Annotated in this window: 16 protein-coding genes; 8 read left to right on the forward strand and 8 right to left on the reverse strand. The window is 66.5% G+C overall.

Annotated elements, in window-relative coordinates; all coding sequences use genetic code 11:
- The first annotated feature begins 35 nt into the window (after nucleotides 1-35).
- Together ACQPYE_RS17875 and ACQPYE_RS17880 are read left to right on the forward strand one after the other, a co-directional pair.
- Nucleotides 36-281, forward strand: a complete 246-nt coding sequence (locus tag ACQPYE_RS17875; protein WP_498722473.1) for a hypothetical protein — start codon at nucleotides 36-38, stop codon at nucleotides 279-281.
- A gap of 478 nt (nucleotides 282-759) precedes the next feature.
- Nucleotides 760-4,650, forward strand: coding sequence for a hypothetical protein (locus ACQPYE_RS17880; protein ID WP_498722475.1), 3,891 nt, complete (start codon nucleotides 760-762; stop codon nucleotides 4,648-4,650).
- A gap of 3 nt (nucleotides 4,651-4,653) precedes the next feature.
- Here ACQPYE_RS17880 and ACQPYE_RS17885 read toward each other — a convergent pair whose 3' ends face one another.
- Nucleotides 4,654-5,736 carry an IS110 family RNA-guided transposase gene (locus tag ACQPYE_RS17885; protein WP_498722437.1) on the reverse strand — a complete coding sequence of 361 codons (1,083 nt, stop codon included), beginning with the start codon at nucleotides 5,734-5,736 and terminating at the stop codon, nucleotides 4,654-4,656.
- Nucleotides 5,737-6,075: 339 nt separating this feature from the next.
- Between ACQPYE_RS17885 and ACQPYE_RS17890 the strand changes: the two genes are divergently transcribed.
- The 3 genes from ACQPYE_RS17890 (at nucleotide 6,076) to ACQPYE_RS17900 (ending at nucleotide 10,489) form a co-directional block, all read left to right on the forward strand.
- Complete coding sequence (locus tag ACQPYE_RS17890) at nucleotides 6,076-7,203, forward strand: hypothetical protein (RefSeq protein WP_498722477.1); 1,128 nt, start codon at nucleotides 6,076-6,078, stop codon at nucleotides 7,201-7,203.
- A 132-nt stretch (nucleotides 7,204-7,335) separates the two neighbouring features.
- Nucleotides 7,336-8,226 (forward strand): IS5 family transposase, encoded by an 891-nt coding sequence (locus tag ACQPYE_RS17895; RefSeq protein WP_498713008.1) that lies wholly within the window; start codon nucleotides 7,336-7,338, stop codon nucleotides 8,224-8,226.
- Nucleotides 8,227-8,866: 640 nt separating this feature from the next.
- Entirely contained in the window at nucleotides 8,867-10,489 is a 1,623-nt protein-coding gene (locus tag ACQPYE_RS17900; RefSeq protein WP_498722479.1) for a recombinase family protein, read from the forward strand.
- Between the two features lie 290 nt (nucleotides 10,490-10,779).
- Here ACQPYE_RS17900 and ACQPYE_RS17905 read toward each other — a convergent pair whose 3' ends face one another.
- The 4 genes from ACQPYE_RS17905 to ACQPYE_RS17920 form a co-directional block, all read right to left on the reverse strand.
- The gene (locus ACQPYE_RS17905; protein WP_498722939.1) at nucleotides 10,780-11,559 is read right to left on the reverse strand and encodes a transposase family protein; all 780 of its coding nucleotides are present in this window, start codon (nucleotides 11,557-11,559) and stop codon (nucleotides 10,780-10,782) included.
- Between the two features lie 202 nt (nucleotides 11,560-11,761).
- On the reverse strand, nucleotides 11,762-12,049 hold the full coding sequence (locus ACQPYE_RS17910; protein WP_498722480.1) for a hypothetical protein: 288 nt from the start codon (nucleotides 12,047-12,049) through the stop codon (nucleotides 11,762-11,764).
- Nucleotides 12,046-12,507: a hypothetical protein gene (locus ACQPYE_RS17915; protein WP_498722481.1), complete on the reverse strand. Its 462-nt coding sequence runs from the start codon at nucleotides 12,505-12,507 to the stop codon at nucleotides 12,046-12,048. Before ACQPYE_RS17915 ends, ACQPYE_RS17910 begins: the two co-directional genes overlap by 4 nt.
- 14 nt (nucleotides 12,508-12,521) lie before the next feature.
- A complete protein-coding gene (locus ACQPYE_RS17920) occupies nucleotides 12,522-12,851 on the reverse strand; it encodes a PadR family transcriptional regulator (RefSeq protein ID WP_498722482.1) in 330 nt (109 codons plus the stop codon).
- A 249-nt stretch (nucleotides 12,852-13,100) separates the two neighbouring features.
- Here ACQPYE_RS17920 and ACQPYE_RS17925 point away from each other — a divergent pair, with 249 nt between their 5' ends.
- Nucleotides 13,101-13,442, forward strand: a complete 342-nt coding sequence (locus ACQPYE_RS17925; protein ID WP_498722484.1) for a PadR family transcriptional regulator — start codon at nucleotides 13,101-13,103, stop codon at nucleotides 13,440-13,442.
- A complete protein-coding gene (locus ACQPYE_RS17930; protein ID WP_498722486.1) occupies nucleotides 13,439-14,287 on the forward strand; it encodes a hypothetical protein in 849 nt (282 codons plus the stop codon). The genes ACQPYE_RS17925 and ACQPYE_RS17930 overlap by 4 nt, the downstream gene beginning before the upstream one ends.
- Here the strand turns inward: ACQPYE_RS17930 and ACQPYE_RS17935 are convergent.
- Both ACQPYE_RS17935 and ACQPYE_RS17940 read right to left on the reverse strand, forming a co-directional pair.
- On the reverse strand, nucleotides 14,265-14,498 hold the full coding sequence (locus ACQPYE_RS17935; protein WP_498722488.1) for a hypothetical protein: 234 nt from the start codon (nucleotides 14,496-14,498) through the stop codon (nucleotides 14,265-14,267). The genes ACQPYE_RS17930 and ACQPYE_RS17935 overlap by 23 nt on opposite strands.
- 354 nt (nucleotides 14,499-14,852) lie before the next feature.
- Nucleotides 14,853-15,632, reverse strand: coding sequence for a transposase family protein (locus tag ACQPYE_RS17940; protein WP_498722940.1), 780 nt, complete (start codon nucleotides 15,630-15,632; stop codon nucleotides 14,853-14,855).
- A gap of 1,027 nt (nucleotides 15,633-16,659) precedes the next feature.
- Between ACQPYE_RS17940 and ACQPYE_RS17945 the strand changes: the two genes are divergently transcribed.
- Nucleotides 16,660-17,157, forward strand: coding sequence for a helix-turn-helix domain-containing protein (locus ACQPYE_RS17945; protein ID WP_498722490.1), 498 nt, complete (start codon nucleotides 16,660-16,662; stop codon nucleotides 17,155-17,157).
- Nucleotides 17,158-17,405: 248 nt separating this feature from the next.
- On the opposite strand, the gene ACQPYE_RS17950 is transcribed toward ACQPYE_RS17945, so the two are convergent.
- On the reverse strand, nucleotides 17,406-17,798 hold the full coding sequence (locus ACQPYE_RS17950; protein WP_498722491.1) for a GNAT family N-acetyltransferase: 393 nt from the start codon (nucleotides 17,796-17,798) through the stop codon (nucleotides 17,406-17,408).
- Nucleotides 17,799-17,846: the final 48 nt, after the last annotated feature.

Here is a 17,846-nt window from a genome sequence, read left to right on the forward strand (position 1 = left end):
CTCACTCTACCATACGCACGGTGTGCGTATGGATCATGGAACGCGACGGCTGGAAGGTCCCGATGCCCGCTCCCGACACCAACCAGCCCGACCCCTCCGAGCCGACCCCACTGCTCGGACTGCGCGCCGCGCTGATTCTTACGCTCGCGGCGCTCAGCGGCATCGGCACCGGCGTGCTCGTCGCCTTCGCGGGCTACCACCCTGCCGAGGCTGTCCTCGGCGGCTGCGGTGCCACCGCCGCGGCAGCCGCTCTGTTCAACTGGGTCATCGCCCGACGCTGACCACGCCGGGGAACCCTGCGCCCCGCACGGATCACGACGCAGCGGGGACGACAGCGGCTGGTCACCGTGGTCGGCATTCGGCGAGCGACTCGGCTATGCCCGCCGTCGGTCTCGCGGTGAAGTGGCCCGTCGACACTTGACCGCCGAAGCCCCGGCCGGGGGTTGCGGCTCGCGGGTCGCGAGGCTAGATGTAGTGGCCTATGAGGTTGGGGACGCGGCTGGCTGATGGTTGGCCTTGGAGTGCGGTGTGGCTGCGGTGGCGATTGTAGGTGTGTAGCCACCGCGGTAGCGCCGCTCGGCGTTCGGTTTCGGAGCGGTAGGATTGGTTATAGGCCTATTCATCGAGCAGGTGCGGTTGAAGCGTTCGACCGGTATGCGTCAACAACGTGTATGAGGTGCGATAACTAGGGCTGCACCGTTCGGAGCACGCCGCTACACTCAGTCATCCTTCGAGAGCGCGATGCCAGCTGAGGAGTACATGAACGAGCCCGTTGCGCCAGACGATGTCGTTGGCTCCGAGGGTAATAGGACGCCTGCGACGGCGGCTGCTCCCCAACACTCGGGCGCCAAGTCCGGCGCGAAGGCAGCCGGTGCGACTGAGCGGGGTTCGAGCACCTACGCGACCGGCGGTGGAGGGGTTTCGTTCGCGCATCGTGTCGCGACAGTCTACCTGGCCAGCATGCTGACCGGGGATCGGCGGGCCGAGGCATCTGAGCTTCCGGTGCGAAGGGTGTCGTTTCAGACCGGTCCAGCGCACCCGGTCGACGACCTTCTTGTCGAGTGCGGTGACGAGGCAACCGAGGTAACACTCGCCGTGGCCTGTCGAGCAACGCCTGACTTCGTCCAGAGCGATGACGAGACGGTGAAGCTGGTCGGGTCGCTGCTCGCCGAGGTCGAGAAGTTCGACACCGATTCCCTGCAGGTGGCGGTCGCGACCGCCGGTTGGTCCAATCAGTGGGAGCAGCTCGCGACGGTGTGCGATATTGCGCGAGCTCATGCGGACCCTGGATCGTTCCAAGCAGCCATGGATGTAGACGGCCGCTGGTCCAAACCGGTGCGTAAGAGGTTTAGCCAGTTTCTGAAGATGGTTGAGCAAGCTGTCGAAGACGGCACCTCGCCCGAGGAAGTTCTGCGGCTGGCGTGGCGGCTACTTGGACGGCTGCACATCCTGGGGTTCGCGGTTCAGAGCCCGGATGTGAGTGACCGCACTGCGGTGGCGACATCGTTGGACGGCGTGGCCTCGGCGCAGGTTGACGGGGCCAAGATCCGGGACCGGCTTGAAGTCGAGGCGACCCGCTACGACCTGACAGGCGCAGTGGTGGACCTCAGTCTCCTACGCCGCGACCTTCACGTCGTTCTGGACTCGGCCGCGACACGAAGTCGGCACGCATGGACCGTCGTCGTTGAACATCGAAAGCTGGCCGTTGCCAGTGTGCGGACTGCCATCGGTGATGAGTCGTCAGGTGGACCGGTCGAAATCGCGTTCGCCGGCCGTCGTGAAGAGCTCCGTGGTGCTCTGCGCGCAGCAGGTACTCCGGGGTCGGCTCTGCTGATATCCGGTGAGTCCGGCACGGGCAAGAGCGCGTTGACGCTGTCGACCATCGCAGAACTTGAAGCCGCGGACCCTGCGGGCTTCGAGGCTGTCGTGGTGAACTTCCGCGGCCTGCCGCAGTTGAGTTTGGAGCTTCGCGCCGCGCTCGGCATGTCGATGGAGGACGTGCTTGCCGAACTTTCGGCACCGAGCCGGGTCCTGGTTGTCGACGCCGCTGATGCCGCACTGGAGCGGTCCTCTGCTCTGTTGAGCGACCTTGTGCTGGCCGCAGTTGCTGCAGGGGTCGGGGTCGTCGCGATCGCCTCCGACGTGGCATCCAGCTTCGTGCGGGAGCAACTGGAGCGGGGCTTCGGGAAATCCATTTCGTCATTCACGATGACGCCGCTGGGAGACGAGGATGTCTCAGCGGTCTCGGACCGCATCCCGCTTCTGCGTGCGGTCCTGCGTGATCTGCCTGCGAACTCGCTGTTGCGACGGCCTGTTGTGTTGGATCTGCTGGCACGGACGGGGTTGGAGCCTGACAGTTCGCTGGGTGAGTGGGAGTGTCTGCTGCTGGTGTGGAGCAAGGTTGTCCGGGGGGATGGGCGCCCGGGAGTGGGCTCGGCGGAGGCTCGCGAACAGACGTTGCTCGCGGTGGCCGCATCGACGATGCAACTGCCCGAGGACCGACGACCTCGTGCCGGCGTGGATGCTGCAGCGGTCGATGCGTTGCGTCGGGACCATCTGCTTGCGCCCGCGAGCCCGTATCAGGACAGGCCGGAGTTCGCGCACGACGAAGTGCGGCGATATGCGACCGCCATCCTTCTGGTCCGTGGCCAAATCCCGACCGAGGTGCTGGGAGCAGCCGGTGTGCCTCGGTGGGCGCTGTCAGCCGCCACGCTGGCGTGCAAGGGCCTGCTGAAAGCCCCAGGCGCTCGACCTGTCCGCGTGTTCGTCCTGCTGCTCTCGCAGTTCACGTCGTTTGCGGCAGCACACGGGTCTCGGTGGGCTGATGTCCCCGTTGAGGCGGTTCTGGAGACGCCGTTCGCGTACGAGTGCCTGGAGGCGGCGTTCAGGGATCAGTCCGTTGGCCTGGTGCTCGGTGATGTGGTTCGGGTGGTTCGGCAGAGGCACAAGGTCAATGTGCTGGTCGACCCTGTCGTCTCGACCCCCCTCGTGCGGATTCTCCTCGATCAAGAAGAGCCGTGGGGCGTGTCGGAGGAGTCGTTCGAACTGCTCGCGGAGTGGTTGCAGGCCCTGTCCTTGGCGGACGTACCGGCGGGAAACGAGCTGCGCATCAGGCTGCGAAGCCGCCTTCTTGTCTACCGGGAGTCGTTCCCGCGGCGCGACACCAGCGGTGGTAATCTGCCCAGCTTGATGTCCGGGCGGCGTCGCCGCCGACGTCAGCTGGACTACCACCTCACCAAGGAAGAGTTCGTCGAAACCTTGGCGTTGCTCGGCCCTGACATCGACGACGCCGTCGAAGCCTGCCTGCGGGCCATCGCCGACGACGCGGCGGCGTTCCTGGCACCGGCTGCCGACTCGCCGTTGAGTGCCCGGGCCTTGGCGCAGAAGAGCCCAGAGCTGTTGGCGGTGTTGATGGAGGCTTACTACGTCGACGACGAGCACAGCTGGCACCGCCATGAGGGCGTCCGGGGGCATCAAGGCCGCTGGACCAGCGTTGGGCCACCGTACTCTCAGTACTACTTCGGCGGATTCTGGCAACTTTTCCAGACCGCACCGTTGCGGACGTCGGCGCGGGTGCTAAACAACATTTTGAACAGCGGTGCGTGGGCGCGGGTTGAAACGTTGTCGCGGCGCAGCCTGTTCGACGTCTCCGCTGGGTCGGCCGCCGAGCTGGGTGAAGGATCCGACGCCGAGACCGACGACACGAACGAAGACAGGCAGGACCGCGGCGCCGTCCTGAACCTCGACGGCACCGCTCGCTTGTACATGGGCGACAGCCACGTGTGGAGTTGGTATCGAGGCACATCGGTCGGCCCGAACTCGGCGATGAGCGCGCTGCAGGCGATGGAACGCCTCGCTGACGAGTGGTTGAGCAGAGGGGTGTCGCCGAAGAAGGTCGTCGAGCTGCTTCTGGCCGGATGCGAGAATCTGGCGGTCCCGGGGATGCTGTTCGGTCTGCTGGTACGCCACATGGAGAACATCGACACCGAACTCGACGCGTTCCTCGCCGAACCGGCAGTCTGGGAACTGGAGTCCGGCCGCCTGCCGAATGAGTACTTCGGGCTGCGTGCAACAACGGAAGGCCTCGTGAACCTGGAACGTCGCCGGTGGCCACCACATGAGGTGGCCATGCGGCTGATGATCCACGGTGGACAGGCGCGTGCCGAGGCGTTGAAGAAGGTCGCCGAACAGCTCGTCGAGAAGGGCAACCGGCTCGGCATCGGCCAAGAGGTTACGAAGAACTGGGCGGCAAGCCTGAACTCCGATCAGTACCGGCTCACGCAGCACGGCGACGACCACTACATCGAAGTCGTTCCACCGCCTGAGGTCCGGGCCGCGCAAGAGACGCACGCGGCGTATCAGCAGGTCGTGCAGACCACCATGCGGCTGCAGAACCGGTACTGGGGTTCGGCCAAGTACGACGCCGACTACGCACCTCCCTCCTCGGAGGAGATCGCCGCGGACCTGACTGTCGGCCGTTCGTTGCTCGAGTCCGATGAAGACGTGATGCCCCCTAGGGCTGCGGACGCGGTGGCCCACGTCGTCCGCGCAGCCGTCGAACGCGCTGCGGCCGGCGACATGGATGCGTTGGGCGACGAGGCGAAGTTCGCGACCGAGTTCGTTCTCGAAATTGCATTGACGCTCCTATAGTTGTCAAGCGGCCTGTGCGGTGCTGGTGGCGAGGGTGCGCAGGGGTCGTATCAGTGCCCAGATTTCCCTGGCCAGTAGGCGTTTGAGGCAGCGGATGATCTCGGCCTTGGTCTTGCCCTCGGTGGTTCGTCGGGCGACGTAGGCGATGGTGGGTTGGTGGAAGCGCATGCGGACGATGACGGCGCGGTAGAGGGCTGCGTTGGCCTGGCGGTGTCCGCCGCGGTTGAGGCGGTGTCGGTTGGTCATGCCGGAGGATGCCGGGATCGGGGCGACACCGCACAGCCGTGCCCAGGCGGGCTCGGAGCGGACGCGGTCGATGTTGTCGCCGGCGACGATGAGCATCTCGGAGGCGGTGTCGGCGCCGATGCCGAACGCGTCGACCAGTTGCGGCACAAGCCGTTCGGTGAGCTCGCCCAACAGTGTCTCGTGGGTCTTGATCTCCTCGTCGAGGTGTTGCCACCGGCGGGCGATGGCGCGCAGGGTGTGTTTGGTCGCGGCGGTGACGCTGTCGACCGTGCCGGGGCGCAGGCCGGCGCAGCGGTGGATCAGCGCCATCTTGGTCAGGGGTTGCAGTTGCTCGCGCAGTTCGGGGTCGGCGGTGACGAGCACGGCTTTGAGGGTGATCATGGCGGAGGTGCGGGCTTTGACCGCGACGTCCTTGGCGACCTTGATCTGGCGCAGCATCTCGACTGTGCCGTCGTTGGTCTTGGGCACGGCGGTGGCGGTGTCGTTGAGCACGGCGCGGGCGGCGTTCTCGGCGTCGATGGTGTCGCTCTTGCCGCGCAGCCTGCGGTCGCGGCGGTCGGTGCGCAGCACCTCGACCGCGCCCAGGCCGCGGCGGCGCACGGCGGAGGTCAGGCCGGCGCCGTAGGAGCCGGTGCCCTCGATGCCGAACACGAGCCGCTTCGCACCGAACCCGGCGGCCCAGTCCAGCAGCTGTCGGTAGCCGTCCTGGTCGGCGGTGAAGGAGCGGGTGTCGAGGCGTCCGCCGATGTCGTCCAGGGCGACGGCGACGTGGACGTGCTTGTGGGTGTCGACGCCGACGACGACTCGACGCAACCTCGGATCGCGCTTCACACTGGGCATCGCGGGCTCCACCTCCGGGACCGGGGACACGGGGTTCGTGACGCCGGCCGGTCGGGTGGACGGGACTGTGACGGGACCTGCTGCGATCAGGCTCCTATGAGGTCACTGCCCGTCCGGCCGGCACCACTGGGTGGTGCACCACCAGGCGGACGACAGATCAACAGCAAGGACACCCGAACCGCGGGGTCAGTCGTAAACAGGAGTCAGGCCGCCTGGTGGCGACTACCAGTCTCACAGTCGTTCCAGGATGCCGAGGACCAGCACCACGAGGGCCAGTACTTCGACCTGGGCGCAGACCGAGCCGTGGCCCAAGCCCTGCCCGCGTTCATCACACCTGCGATGACCGCACCCCTGGAGACTGCAGGAAGCTCGACCGGTGAGGTTGTCGAGGCTGGCCTTGCGGTGGCAGGCAAGGCACCCCTGGAGACGCGGCTACACTTGGCACGCGGATGCGACGTCGTCTGGACGGCGCCCTGCCACGGCGACCCTTGCATTCACCGGATCGCGTTGAACTGGTTGGTCGAGACCGCTCGTAGCGCAGAAATCGGGCCGTGGGACCAGGACGGCCAGCAGCGGTCGAACGTCGAAATCGTCGGCGACATCGCCGAACGCCTTCGAGGGCTGGCTGGAGACTCCATCGACATCGCCATGCTTGACGCAGCCATTCGCGGCCTCGGCGCAGCCGCAGCTGCGGACCACTGCTGCGCCGACGACGCAGCCACGCTGCTCGCCACCCTCCTCGACGCCGAGCGACGTGCCATGGTCGCCCACGAGGAGAAAGGCTGGACGGCGGACGACCGAGGAACACACACCCTCGTCGCCGCACGGGCTCTGCTCCACGGCTTTTCGAAGAACGGCGACGTCGAGCCCGTGCTCGAACACCTCGATGTCCTTCGCGTGGACGCAGGCTTGATGATGAACTTCCTCCACGGTCTCGCGGCAGCAGGCGCGGAGAACGAACGCCTGGCCGAGGCTGCCCGAAAGGTCTGGCCATCGTTGCTGCGCCGCGCCATCGACTACTTGAACGACGACCTGAACCCCTACCAGGACCGCCACTGGGGCGACTGGGCTGCCGATGCCCTTCTGCCGGACCCGCTGCCATGGGCGCAAGGCCCGGACAACGAGGTCACCGGTGCACCCATCGACTGGGTCCGCGCTGAAGACCTCGTCGAACTGATCGACGGCTGGCTACCCGCCGCCCGCCGGAAGGCCAAATGCGTCGACGGGCTCATCTGCATCCTGCGGAGGCTTCCGGTGGAGGTGCAGGTCGCTCGCGGCTTGCGCTGGGTGGCCGATCTGTGTGTCCAAGACGGCCGAGTCACCGTCAAGCAGTCGCAACTATCGAACGACTGGCTCAAGGAGATTCGCAGCACGGCGGAGGAACTCGACCACCTAGCCAAGTGGCAGGTACTCGTCGACTCCCTGGTCGTCGCCGGGAACGAAGGACTGGCACCGTACAGCAGGTGACGCCTGAACATCTCCTGCTCGAACTCTTAGTAGCTGTTTCCGAGCTTGGGCTGGTGGAGGGCCTTTGGTGCGGACACAAGGAACTCCTGGTAGATCGGACGGTGTCTATGCGCCGTTCCACCAGGAGTTCCGTTGTTATCGTGCCCGATCCCCGCGGGCGGTTCCACCGCGGGTACCCCCTGCTGTCGTCTGGCCGCGTCCCACCAGCCCACCCGACGACGGACGGGTCGTTATCCCACCGACGTCACCGACGCCCAGTGGGCCGAGCTGGATCCGCTGTTGCCCGATCCGGCGTGCCTGGCCGGTCGGGGCGGGCGGTGGGAGAAGCACTGCCGACGGGTCATCGTGGACGCCATCCTGTACGTGGTCGACAATGGCATCAAGTGGCGGGCACTGCCCGCGGACTTCCCTCCGTGGCAGACGGTCTATAAGCGTTTCGCCGCGTGGGAGAAGGCGGGTGCGTCGCAGCGGCTGCTCGACGCGTTGCGTGACCGGGTCCGCCTGGCCGAGGGCCGGGTGGCGGCGCCGTCGGCGGCGGTGATGGACTCGCAGTCGGTGCGCGCAGCGGAGACCGTGAGCCGGGCCACGCGGGGTTGGGACGGTGGGAAGAAGGTCCAAGGCCGCAAGCGGCACATCGTCGTGGACACCCTGGGTTTGCTGGTGGCCGTGTTGGTCACGCCCGCCTCGACGCAGGACCGGGTCGCCGCCCGCAGCCTGCTGCGCCGCCTGCGCGACACCGCCGGGAAACGGGCCGCACTGGTGTGGGCCGACGGCGGCTACACCGGCTCGCTCCTCGACTGGGCCCGCAAGACCCTCGGCCTGATGGTGGAGGTCGTCCAACGTCCGCAGGTGCCGTATTTCACCGTGCTGCCGAGGAGATGGGTGGTCGAGCGAAGCCTTGCCTGGATTACCGGACACCGCCGCTGCGCCCGCGACTACGAACGCCTACCCCACCACCACGAGGCCATGGTCCGCTGGTCCATGATCCGCATCACCAGCCGTCGACTCGCCCAACGCCCGTAGCTCGGAAACGGCTACTTATAGGACTTTCGAATCTGCCGCTGACCGATTACGGCAACCGGTTTCGATCAGCCCGGTCACCGCCATGGTGCTCTGGCGAGTGTGAGGCCGTACACGGCAGCGGCTGTGCCGCTCGAAAAGTCATCGCCGCAGGTCAGGTCGCATGGACAGAGTTTCGGCGCCCACGGAGTCACGGCGCGGATCGTCTTCGAGAGGGGAAGGTACACGGCGACTCCTGCTGTTCGGCGCGGCACGCTGCTCCCTGCGGGTGAATCCGGCATGAGGCGCCGTCACCACGGCGGTGGTGCAGGCGTCACCTCGGCGCACATCACCTCTCCGACGTCGAGGACCGACCGCTGATGACCGTGTCCGCCCCTTTCCGGCCTGCGACGCTGGCCGAGTGGATCGCCGCCACCGTTCCACCGGGCATTCCAGCCTTGGATGCCGCCCCGGCGGGGGTGTTGACGTTTCTGTTCTACGGTCGGGCCTCGACCGCCGAGCATCAGGATCCGCGCACCTCCAGGGCGTGGCAGTTCGATGTCGCCGGCAGGCTCACCGCCGGGCACGGCACGATCGTTGGCGAGTACTTCGAGACCGCCTGCTCCCGCCAGGTGCCCTGGCCCCAGCGCCCCAGGCCGCGGCCTTGCTCCGAGCCATTGCCGATCCCGCCAACCGGGTCGACGCGATCGTGGTCGGCGAGTACGAACGGGCCTTCTTCGACAATGCTCAACTCGACGCCTTGCGCGTGGTGCTGGAACGGCACGGTGTGCAGCTGTGGCTGCCGGAGGCGGGCGGGCTCGTGCGGTTCGGCAGTCCTCTGCACGAGGCGCTGCTCACGGTGCTCGCGGCCCGCTCTCAGGCCGAGGTGGTCCGTTCCCGACACCGGGTCACGATCGCCATGCGCATGCAGACGGTCGAGCAGGGCCGCTACCTCGGTGGCCGACCTCCATACGGCTACCGCCTCGTCGACGCCGGAGCCCACCCCAACCGTGCCCTCGCGCGCCGCGGCGTGCGGCAACAGCGTCTGGAACCCGACCCCGCCACCGCACCCATCGTGAAACTGATCTTCGGTTTACGTCTGGCCGGGCACAGCACTGCCCGCATCGCCCGCCACCTCAACGAACAAGCAACCTCGGGGCCCTCCGGCGCCGACCCGGAGCGCAACCCGCACCGCACCGCTCGCGACTGGTCACTGCGCACTATCGCCGAGATCCTGCGCAACCCCCGCTACACCGGGCGCCAGGTGTGGAACCGCACCAGCGCCGACCGCGCCCAGCGCTCGGCGACAGGCCGGCGCGCCAGCGTCCGCAACGACCGCCACGACTGGGCCATCTCCACCAGCATCGCCCACACACCGCTGGTGTCCGAACACGACTTCCTCACCGCCCAGACCGTCGACACCGAGCACCGCGACACCGAGAACGGAAAGCATGTCTACGCCTTGTCCGGCAGGCTCCGGTGCGGACATTGTGGCCGACGTCTGGACGCTCACCGCGTCCACGATCGGCCCGCCTACCGCTGCCGCCACGGACACAACAGCGCCCACACCCGTCCCGAGAACGCGCCACGCAACCTCTACCTGCGCGAGGACCGACTGCTCACCCGCATCGGGCAGCACCTCACCGCCGCGGGCATCGCCACCGACCCCACACCCGAGCAGACCATCCGGCTCCTCCGCGACCTCGACCTCGCCTTCCGCTGCGACACCACCGGCATCACCCTCGTCGACCGGCGCACCAGCCCACCGCGAACGAGAAGGCCGCGCGGACGCACCGCCAAGCCGGCACCACGTCAGTTCGGCGCCGACCAACTCGTCCTGCACCTGAACCCCGAGCCGGATGTCCCGCAGACCAGCCCTCCCGGCACGCCCGCCGAGCCACCAGACACCGCCCAATCCAGGGCACGTCGTACCCGACACGCACGTCACCGGGCCCGAAAGCGAACCCCGCACCGCGCGCCATCACGCCGCCAATCACCACAGGACAGGCTTTCCCTCGCCACCGGCAACGTCATCCGATCGACGGACACCGTCCGATCCGACACGGAAGGAACACGCGCCGCCGAGCGACCCGACAGTGCGGGGGAGCGTCAGAAGCGGAGACGAGGCGTCAGGCGATGTAGGGCACTGCCGGCACCGACCGCACCCCTACGACGTGCCTCGCGCCGCAGAGGCGGCAGTCCGTCACACCAGCCGGAGCGACCTGCGGAAACACAAAGCCCCACGCCGCCTCCTGGTAGACTCAGGAAAGCTTCGTGGGGCAATTGATGTGTCCGAAAACCCCCAAATGTGGGCTTTAGCCCATCCCGGACACCGCCACGGTGCCGCATAAGTCAAGCATAGCAACAACTTCCGCCCACTGCCCAGGTGGGTCAGAGCCCACCTTCGACGCGACGTGAATATCCCGTCCACCATGCATGAGGTCGAACTTCCGGATATTCCACGGTTTACTTGCTTTCAATCCTTTGTGGACTTTCATCAATTCACTCAGCCCAGATCGTGGCATGAAGTCCACCGAGACGACTCCACGAAATCCAGGGCACATCAGTGAGCCTTTTTCATCCTGCGGTGGTCTCGTGGTTCTGTAGGACGTGGATGGCTTTGGCCAGGCGGCCGGCACGGTAGGGGCAGCTGCGTAGTTTGCGCAGGACGCGCCAGGTCTTGAGTTGGGCGTTGGCGCGCTCGCCCGGGCCGCGGAGTCGGGCGTGGGCACTGTTGGCATCCTTCTGCGACTGCGGCTTGTTGCGGCCCTTGTACGGGGTGATCACGTGCCGGCCGGTCTGGTCGTAGCCGTGGTAGCCCTTGTCGCCCAGGGCGATCAGCCCGGCCTCGCGCAGCGCGGCGAGAATCTGCCAGATGCGGGCCGCGGCGGTGTCGTGGGTGCTGCCCGGCAGTTGGCCGGACACCCACAGGATCGTGCCGTCCGGTGAGGCGATGACCTGCAGGTTCACCCCGTGCATCCGATGTTTGCCGGAATAGAAGGGCCGGTCGGCCGCGACGCGGTCGATCGGGATGAGCGTGCCGTCGACGATCACGTAGGCCATGCCCTGACGTTTCGCCCTGCGCAGCGCCTGCCGCAGTTTCGGGGCTCGTTGGGCGAGCAGTTCGACGGTCTCGTTGACGTAGCGCCAGGCTGTCGTGGTGGAGACGCCGAAGCCGGCGCCGATCTCGGCGAAGGTCTCGCCCTTGCCCAGGTACACCAGTACCAACAGGGCCTGCTGCCCCGGGTCGAGCCTGCGCCACACCGAACCCGACCGTCGGCGGTGGGCGCGGACCACGTCGGAGACGAAGGTCAGGGTCCGATGTGACAACGGCAGCGCGGCACGGTAAAACAGCACGTGAAGCCCCTGGGCAAGCTGGACGATCTTGGTCGAGAGTTCTGCTACCAGGGGCTTCGCCATGTCCGGGCACCGACACGCCGACCATGACCGGTATGTGATCGACATCCCTTGCGCACCAACACATCCAGACCAGGATGAAAAAGGCTCACTGTGTTAGCGCTGGTCAAGGACGTGGAGTGGTTCGTGGGGGCGCCGGAGGTCAGCCCGCGGTGGGTGGTTCGCTGATCGCGCGCCGAGGGTTTGTAGTGGCCGTCGCCCGTCGGGGTGTTGTGGTGGTGCCGTGGCGCCAGGTGGTGACGAGCAGGGCGAGTCGTTGCGGTCGGTCGGCGTCGGCAAGAATCCAGCAGATCGCGATGGTCGGCACGACGATGGCGATGATCAGCAGGGCGGCGCCGACCCAGCCCGCTGCGAGGGCGGCCGCTACCGCGCCGCCGGTGCCGCCCGTCACGCCGATGGTCTTGACGGTCTTGGCCGACGGTCGCTTCATCGGTCCACCGCCTGGCGCGCGGCCATCCGGAGCGTGACGGCCAGTCGCGGTACGGCGATCAGCACGATGGAGAGCAAGTGGATCCACCGTTGGATCTGGGGTGTTCCGTCGGTACGCAGGTCCAGCATCCAGGCGGCCCATTCTTCCTGGTATTTGTCCCTGACATCGGCAGGAAGCAACCGGCTGGCGTTCGTGACAGCGCGAGAAGATCGCAAGGGACGCCTTGCCTGGGCGAACGTAGACCTCGTTTCCATAAAGGTCACGAGCGACCTAATGATCAGAGTGGCGACGAGGCCGGTAGCTGTGGTGCTGATGCCCAATCCCAGTAGGAAAGGGGCGCTGATGAGGTCAGGGAAGATGGCCCTGATAGCGAAGGTGCCTGTGGTACTGACGGCGGCGCCGACGGCGATGGCGACGAGGGCGCGGGTGAGCCTTCTTCGTCGCGGGTTGTTCGGCACGGTGATGTCTCCCGTCAGTGTCCGGCTTGGGGACGCAGCGTCGGGAGAGCGCCGGTCGTGATGGCGTCCGCTCGTGCGACGGCCTGGTAGGCGGTGGTGGCGCCGTGTCCGGCGAAGCGGTAGTAGCGGCGCCGGGGACGGCCTTGGTCTTCGTGGTCGGCGGGGTCTTCCCAGAAGCTCTCGATCAGTCCGGCCTGCTGGAGGCGGTTGAGGATGGGGTGCAGGGTGCCGGTCTTGAGCCCGGCTTGGCGGGCGATGTCGAGGCCGTAGCGCGGTGTCGCCGGGTCCTCCAGCAGCACGCGCAGCACCGCGATCGTCTGCGGTGTCATCCGTGGTCCGGTCATGCCCGCTACTCTACCTAACTAGACTTACGAGCGCTACCTAGCTAGACAAGGCTTTGACCAGGTCTTATCGCTTAAGGTCAACTCCGTGCCGTTTGTTGGTAATCCCGGCTATTAGAAGTTGCGGAGTTCGACCTCTGCGGCCCGCCGGAGACGTCCTCCGTCAACCGCCTCTCCTGCTTCGGAGGAGTCCGTGCCTGTCGTGCTGTGGCGTTGCTCTTGAGGCTAATCCGACCTAGGTAAGATAAGAGGATGACAAGCTCCAGGCGGATCACCGGGCCGCTTCTGGACGTGCTGGAGGTCCTCGTCGAGGGCTTCCAGCTGGACCAGGACCCGCACGGTTGGACGATCATGAAGGCGATCAAGCGCTCCGGACCGACGGTGTATGGCGTTCTGGAGCGCTTGGAGGAGTGGGGATGGATCGTCGGCACCTGGGAGGAGCTGCCCGACGGCGAGGTTCGACCCCGTCGCCGGCACTATCGGCTGACGCCGACTGGACGGATTGAGGCGACCGCACTACTGGCCGCTCGCCGGCCAGCCACCGACCGTGCCCCGTCGATCGGGCGGCGGGCACTGCCCGGAGGTGCCCTGTGAGCAGATTGCTGGACGCAGTGGTGGCTGTCGTCTTGGGTGTTCTGGTAAATGAATGCACTGCGGTGTCGCCGTGGCTGGCCCGCAAGGTCGTCCGCAAGGCTGCCGCGATCCGCAGACCCCAGCGGACCGAGGTCTTAGCCGAGGAATGGTCAGCTCTGCTCGATGTGCGCCCAGGAAAACTGTTCAAGTTATTCACGGCCCTCGGCTTCCTACTCGCCGCACTGGCATACCGGGCTGCGAACCCGTATCAACCCGGCCGCCCGAGTTTTCTGTGGAGGGCGCGCGTCCGAGCCCAAGCCGCGGCCCTCGCCGGTGCGCTATACGCCGCAGTCTGGGGCTTGATCGGCCTCTTCGCAGGCGAGTTGCCGTTTCCGGTGATGATCGACGTGGGGGTGCCAGTGTTCGTGATTAGCATGGTGGCGCTCTACCTGCCATCACCGAAGCCCGTGTCGGTTCTGGCCTGGTCGCTGTTGTTCCTCGCGCTGGTGTTGTCGTTCTGGCTGGCCTATCCCGGACTGCCTGGCATGTTCTACCTAGTGGTGATCACCCCGATGTATGGTATCGCGCAGATGGTACGAATGACGATGCAGGGCAGAGCGCCGATTGCGAGGATCGCTTTGTTGTTCGTGATCAGCACCGTGATCACCGGCGCCGTAGGGTGGTGGAGTACGTGGGTCACGGCCGAGTACCTTTATTATCACTCCCTTTACGGTTTCCTCGCACTCATCTACTTTGGTGCCGCTGTGGGCCTGCACATAGGCGTTGCACTACTGGTGTTCGACCGCACCTGTAGGAGTTGGAACACCGAAGTGCCAGGGCGCTTCAGCCGCTCTGCAATGCTGTAACAAGTCTTCCGCTGGACCCATCCGGGTCCAGCGGAGACCGGTGCAATTCCGGGGCGTTGTCGGACCACACGGAGGTGTCAGCGTCCTCGTCCATCGCGTGGACTTTGTCGGGATCGAGGAACAGGCTCAGCGGGAGACCGGGGTGACGCACCCGGTCCGAGAGCGTCAGGAGCATCGTGCGAAGCCGGTCGTGCTTGCCTTGCTGCGTCATCGGCATCCTCACCGGTATATCCGTTATCCGGCGACGGGACTGCACCGGCTCGCGGGCCGAGACGCTCAGGCCGGGTGGGCCCGCTTGTGTAAGGCAGTGAAATCAGCGGCAATAGTTCATCGTTCGTATTCGGGACGCGGCCGGTTCGGCCGGACCGACGCTTTTGCCCATCGCTCAAATTGCACTATTCGAGTGAACCCGCGGCGTCGCGTCCTTCGTCTAGCGTCCACCCTTCGGGACATCTGCGCTGGTAAGAGGCGTTGGCATGCTCGTCATCTCGCACGTGGTCGTCGGAATGGACACCGTGAGACGCAGTCGGGAAAGATTCTGGCCGGAGTTTGGATTGAGCCTTTTTCATCCTGCGGTGGTCTCGTAGTTCTGTAGGACGTGGATGGCTTTGGCCAGGCGGCCGGCGCGGTAGGGGCAGCTGCGTAGTTTGCGCAGGACGCGCCAGGTCTTGAGTTGGGCGTTGGCGCGTTCGCCCGGGCCGCGCAGGCGGGCGTGGGCGCGGTTGGCGTCCTTCTGCGACTGTGGCTTGTTGCGGCCCTTGTACGGGGTGATCACATGGTGGCCGGTCTCGTCGTAGCCGTGGTAGCCCTTGTCGCCCAGGGCGATCAACCCTGCCTCGCGCAGCGCGGCGAGAATCTGCCATATCCGGGCGGCGGCGGTGTCGTGCGTGCTGCCGGGCAGTTGGCCCGACACCCACAGGATCGTGCCGTCCGGTGAGGCGATGACCTGCAGGTTCACCCCGTGCATGCGGTGTTTGCCCGAATAGAAGGGCCGGTCGGCGGCGACGCGGTCGATCGGGATGAGCGTGCCGTCGACGATCACGTAGGCCATGCCCCGACGCTTCGCCGTGCGCAGCGCCTCGCGCAGTTTCGGGGCCCGCGCCGCCAGGAGTTCGACGGTCTCGTTGACGTAGCGCCAGGCCGTCGTGGTGGAGACGCCGAACCCGGCGCCGATCTCGGCGAAGGTCTCGCCCTTGCGCAGGTACACCAGCACCAGCAGGGCCTGCTGACCCGGGTCGAGCCTGCGCCATACCGATCCGGACTGTCGGCGGTGGGCGCGGACCACGCCGGAGACGAAGGTCAGGGTCCGATGTGACAACGGCAGCGCGGCACGGTAGAACAGCATGTGAAGCCTTCGGTAACAACAGGACTGATCTTGGTCGACAGTCCTCCTACCGAGGGCTTCATCCCGTTGCGGCACCGACACGCCGACGATCGCCGGTTTGTGGCCCACATCCCTTGCCTGCCACCGCATCCCTACCAGGATGAAAAACGTTCATTGATTGGACTGGCTGCCCGATGGCTGTTCCTCCACATCGCTCCTCGGGGGTGTTGTGGTATCGGTTTGTGTCATCAGAATGAAGGAGGTCGGCCCTCGTGGCAGAAAAGCGTCATGGGGGCGCCCCCTGGCTCGAAGTCGATGCCGTGCCCACGCTATCTTGGGTTACTTGGCGACATGCCCCGGAACCTCATGTGCGGATCGCGATATCCGCATCTGCTCGACGGCGCACACGGCGAGGCTGTATGGCAGGCTTCCGGCTTTCCGCCCTGTTCACCTGCACTGTGGCCGGTCGGCTACTGGCTCGGGAGTTGATGACCGGTCGGCGGACGATCGCCTCCCAGGCTACCCGTGTCGGTCGTCTGGGCGCTCGGAGCCCTCGGTGAGTCAAGGGATAGGACGTCATAGGACGTAACGGGTGGCGCAGCTGCGCCACCCCAGCCCCGGCATAGCCTTGCCATCCCAGCCCCGGCGCGGCTACGCCACCGGTGGCAATCTGCCGGGGGTGGCATTCTGCCGGGGGTGTGGACAACTCCAGTGTCCGTCAGAAGCCGCTTGCGCAGCGGGAGCGGTTCGGCATGCAGAGTTTCACGCACTGAAATACCGGACCGATTCCGATTTACCTGCACGGTTTCATTCTTTGAAAACTTTGACACTCCGGCCGATCGATGTGACGATGCCCTGCGAAACAAACCGGGGGGTGTGAAGTCGGATGGTGGCCGCAAAGCAACATCGAACCACCGCGGGAAGTTTCGACCGACCGGCTGCGCGCACGAAAACCCGGCATGGATCGGCAGCGGAAGAGTAAATGGCGAACTGCGGTGGTTCCGTCGGTGGCCCATGTGGTCGGTGAGTCCACATGAGTATCCGTGTGATGACCTGGGTGTGGGAACACGCCGAGGCCGCAGGCACCGACCTGCTCCTGCTGCTGGCGATCGCCGACTCGGCCGACGATCAAGGCCGCAACGCCTGGCCGTCGATAGCCGATCTGTCCCGCAAGACCCGACTGGACGAGCGCACAGTCCAGCGCCGCCTCAAACGCCTGCACGACCAAGGACGCATCGCGATAGAGATCGGCGGCGGGCGGCGCCGCAACCGCTACGCCATCCTCATGAACCCGCCACAGATCCCGTCACCAACCACACCATCGCAGGACCGGCCCACCGCACCGGCCGAGCACCCCGCAGCCACCGTGCCTTCCCGCCGGGGTCGTGTCCGGGAGTCGGACCGGAGGTCCGACCGCGCCGACTGGCCGCAATGGTGCGGGCGCTGCGACGGCCCCGCACCGCAGGAACGCTACGTCGACGACGGCACCGGCCTGCTGATCCCATGTCCCCGCTGTCACCTCAAAGGACGCGATCGGAACACTTGATCGTCCACCAGTGCCTCATCCAGCAGTGACGGCCCCCCGGCGGTCCATTGCGCACCGCACCCCGCCGGCGGACGGTCTGGTCGGCCCCGGACCGGACCAGTACCGACGACCGCGCTTGAGGCACTACGGCCGGGAACGCTGAGGCCCGTCAGGCGACCCACGACGACCTCGTCGCATCCTCCCGCAATGTGGCGTCCCAGATCATGCCTGTCTGGCCCGTTCGAGGCACGAGCACGGAGACCCGGTGGTCATCGGCTCACAACGCCGTCGAGTCCCGGTTGCCGTTGCGCGGGACGCTGCAACGACCACACGGTGACCTCCCGACGGCGCGGGTGTGCGCCGGCCCGGACTACCCGCCAGCCCTGCCGCCGGTAGTACCGCAGAAGGCCGCGGTTGTCCTCACCGACAGTCAGGACTCCCTGTCGAACCCACTTGTAGCCCTGCCGGGCGGCGTGGTCCAAGGCCCAGAACGCGATGAGGATGCCGAGCCCAAGGCCGGAGTAGCGCGGGTCGGTGACCGTCGACTGGAGGCACATCGCGCTCCAGGTTCGTTCGTGCTCGCTCCACCCCATCAGTGACGTGTCGTGGGCGGCGGTGGTGATGCCGACGATGCCGTTGTCGATGTCGATGTCGAGCAGCACCCAGGTGGGCATCGCGGGTCGCCGAGCTGGGCGGCGAGTTCGTCGGCG

It is taken from the genome of Actinosynnema sp. CA-299493 (assembly GCF_050946825.1).
Classification (GTDB): domain Bacteria; phylum Actinomycetota; class Actinomycetes; order Mycobacteriales; family Pseudonocardiaceae; genus Actinosynnema.

Excerpts from the sequence above, each read along its gene's own strand:
- ACQPYE_RS17875 (WP_498722473.1), top strand. The coding sequence starts at position 36 with ATGGAACGCGACGGCTGGAAGGTCCCGATGCCCGCTCCCGACACCAAC.
- ACQPYE_RS17880 (WP_498722475.1), top strand. The coding sequence starts at position 760 with ATGAACGAGCCCGTTGCGCCAGACGATGTCGTTGGCTCCGAGGGTAAT.
- ACQPYE_RS17885 (WP_498722437.1), bottom strand. The coding sequence starts at position 5,736 with ATGCCCAGTGTGAAGCGCGATCCGAGGTTGCGTCGAGTCGTCGTCGGC.
- ACQPYE_RS17890 (WP_498722477.1), top strand. The coding sequence starts at position 6,076 with ATGACCGCACCCCTGGAGACTGCAGGAAGCTCGACCGGTGAGGTTGTC.
- ACQPYE_RS17910 (WP_498722480.1), bottom strand. The coding sequence starts at position 12,049 with ATGAAGCGACCGTCGGCCAAGACCGTCAAGACCATCGGCGTGACGGGC.
- ACQPYE_RS17920 (WP_498722482.1), bottom strand. The coding sequence starts at position 12,851 with ATGACCGGACCACGGATGACACCGCAGACGATCGCGGTGCTGCGCGTG.
- ACQPYE_RS17925 (WP_498722484.1), top strand. The coding sequence starts at position 13,101 with ATGACAAGCTCCAGGCGGATCACCGGGCCGCTTCTGGACGTGCTGGAG.
- ACQPYE_RS17935 (WP_498722488.1), bottom strand. The coding sequence starts at position 14,498 with ATGACGCAGCAAGGCAAGCACGACCGGCTTCGCACGATGCTCCTGACG.
- ACQPYE_RS17940 (WP_498722940.1), bottom strand. The coding sequence starts at position 15,632 with ATGCTGTTCTACCGTGCCGCGCTGCCGTTGTCACATCGGACCCTGACC.
- ACQPYE_RS17945 (WP_498722490.1), top strand. The coding sequence starts at position 16,660 with ATGACCTGGGTGTGGGAACACGCCGAGGCCGCAGGCACCGACCTGCTC.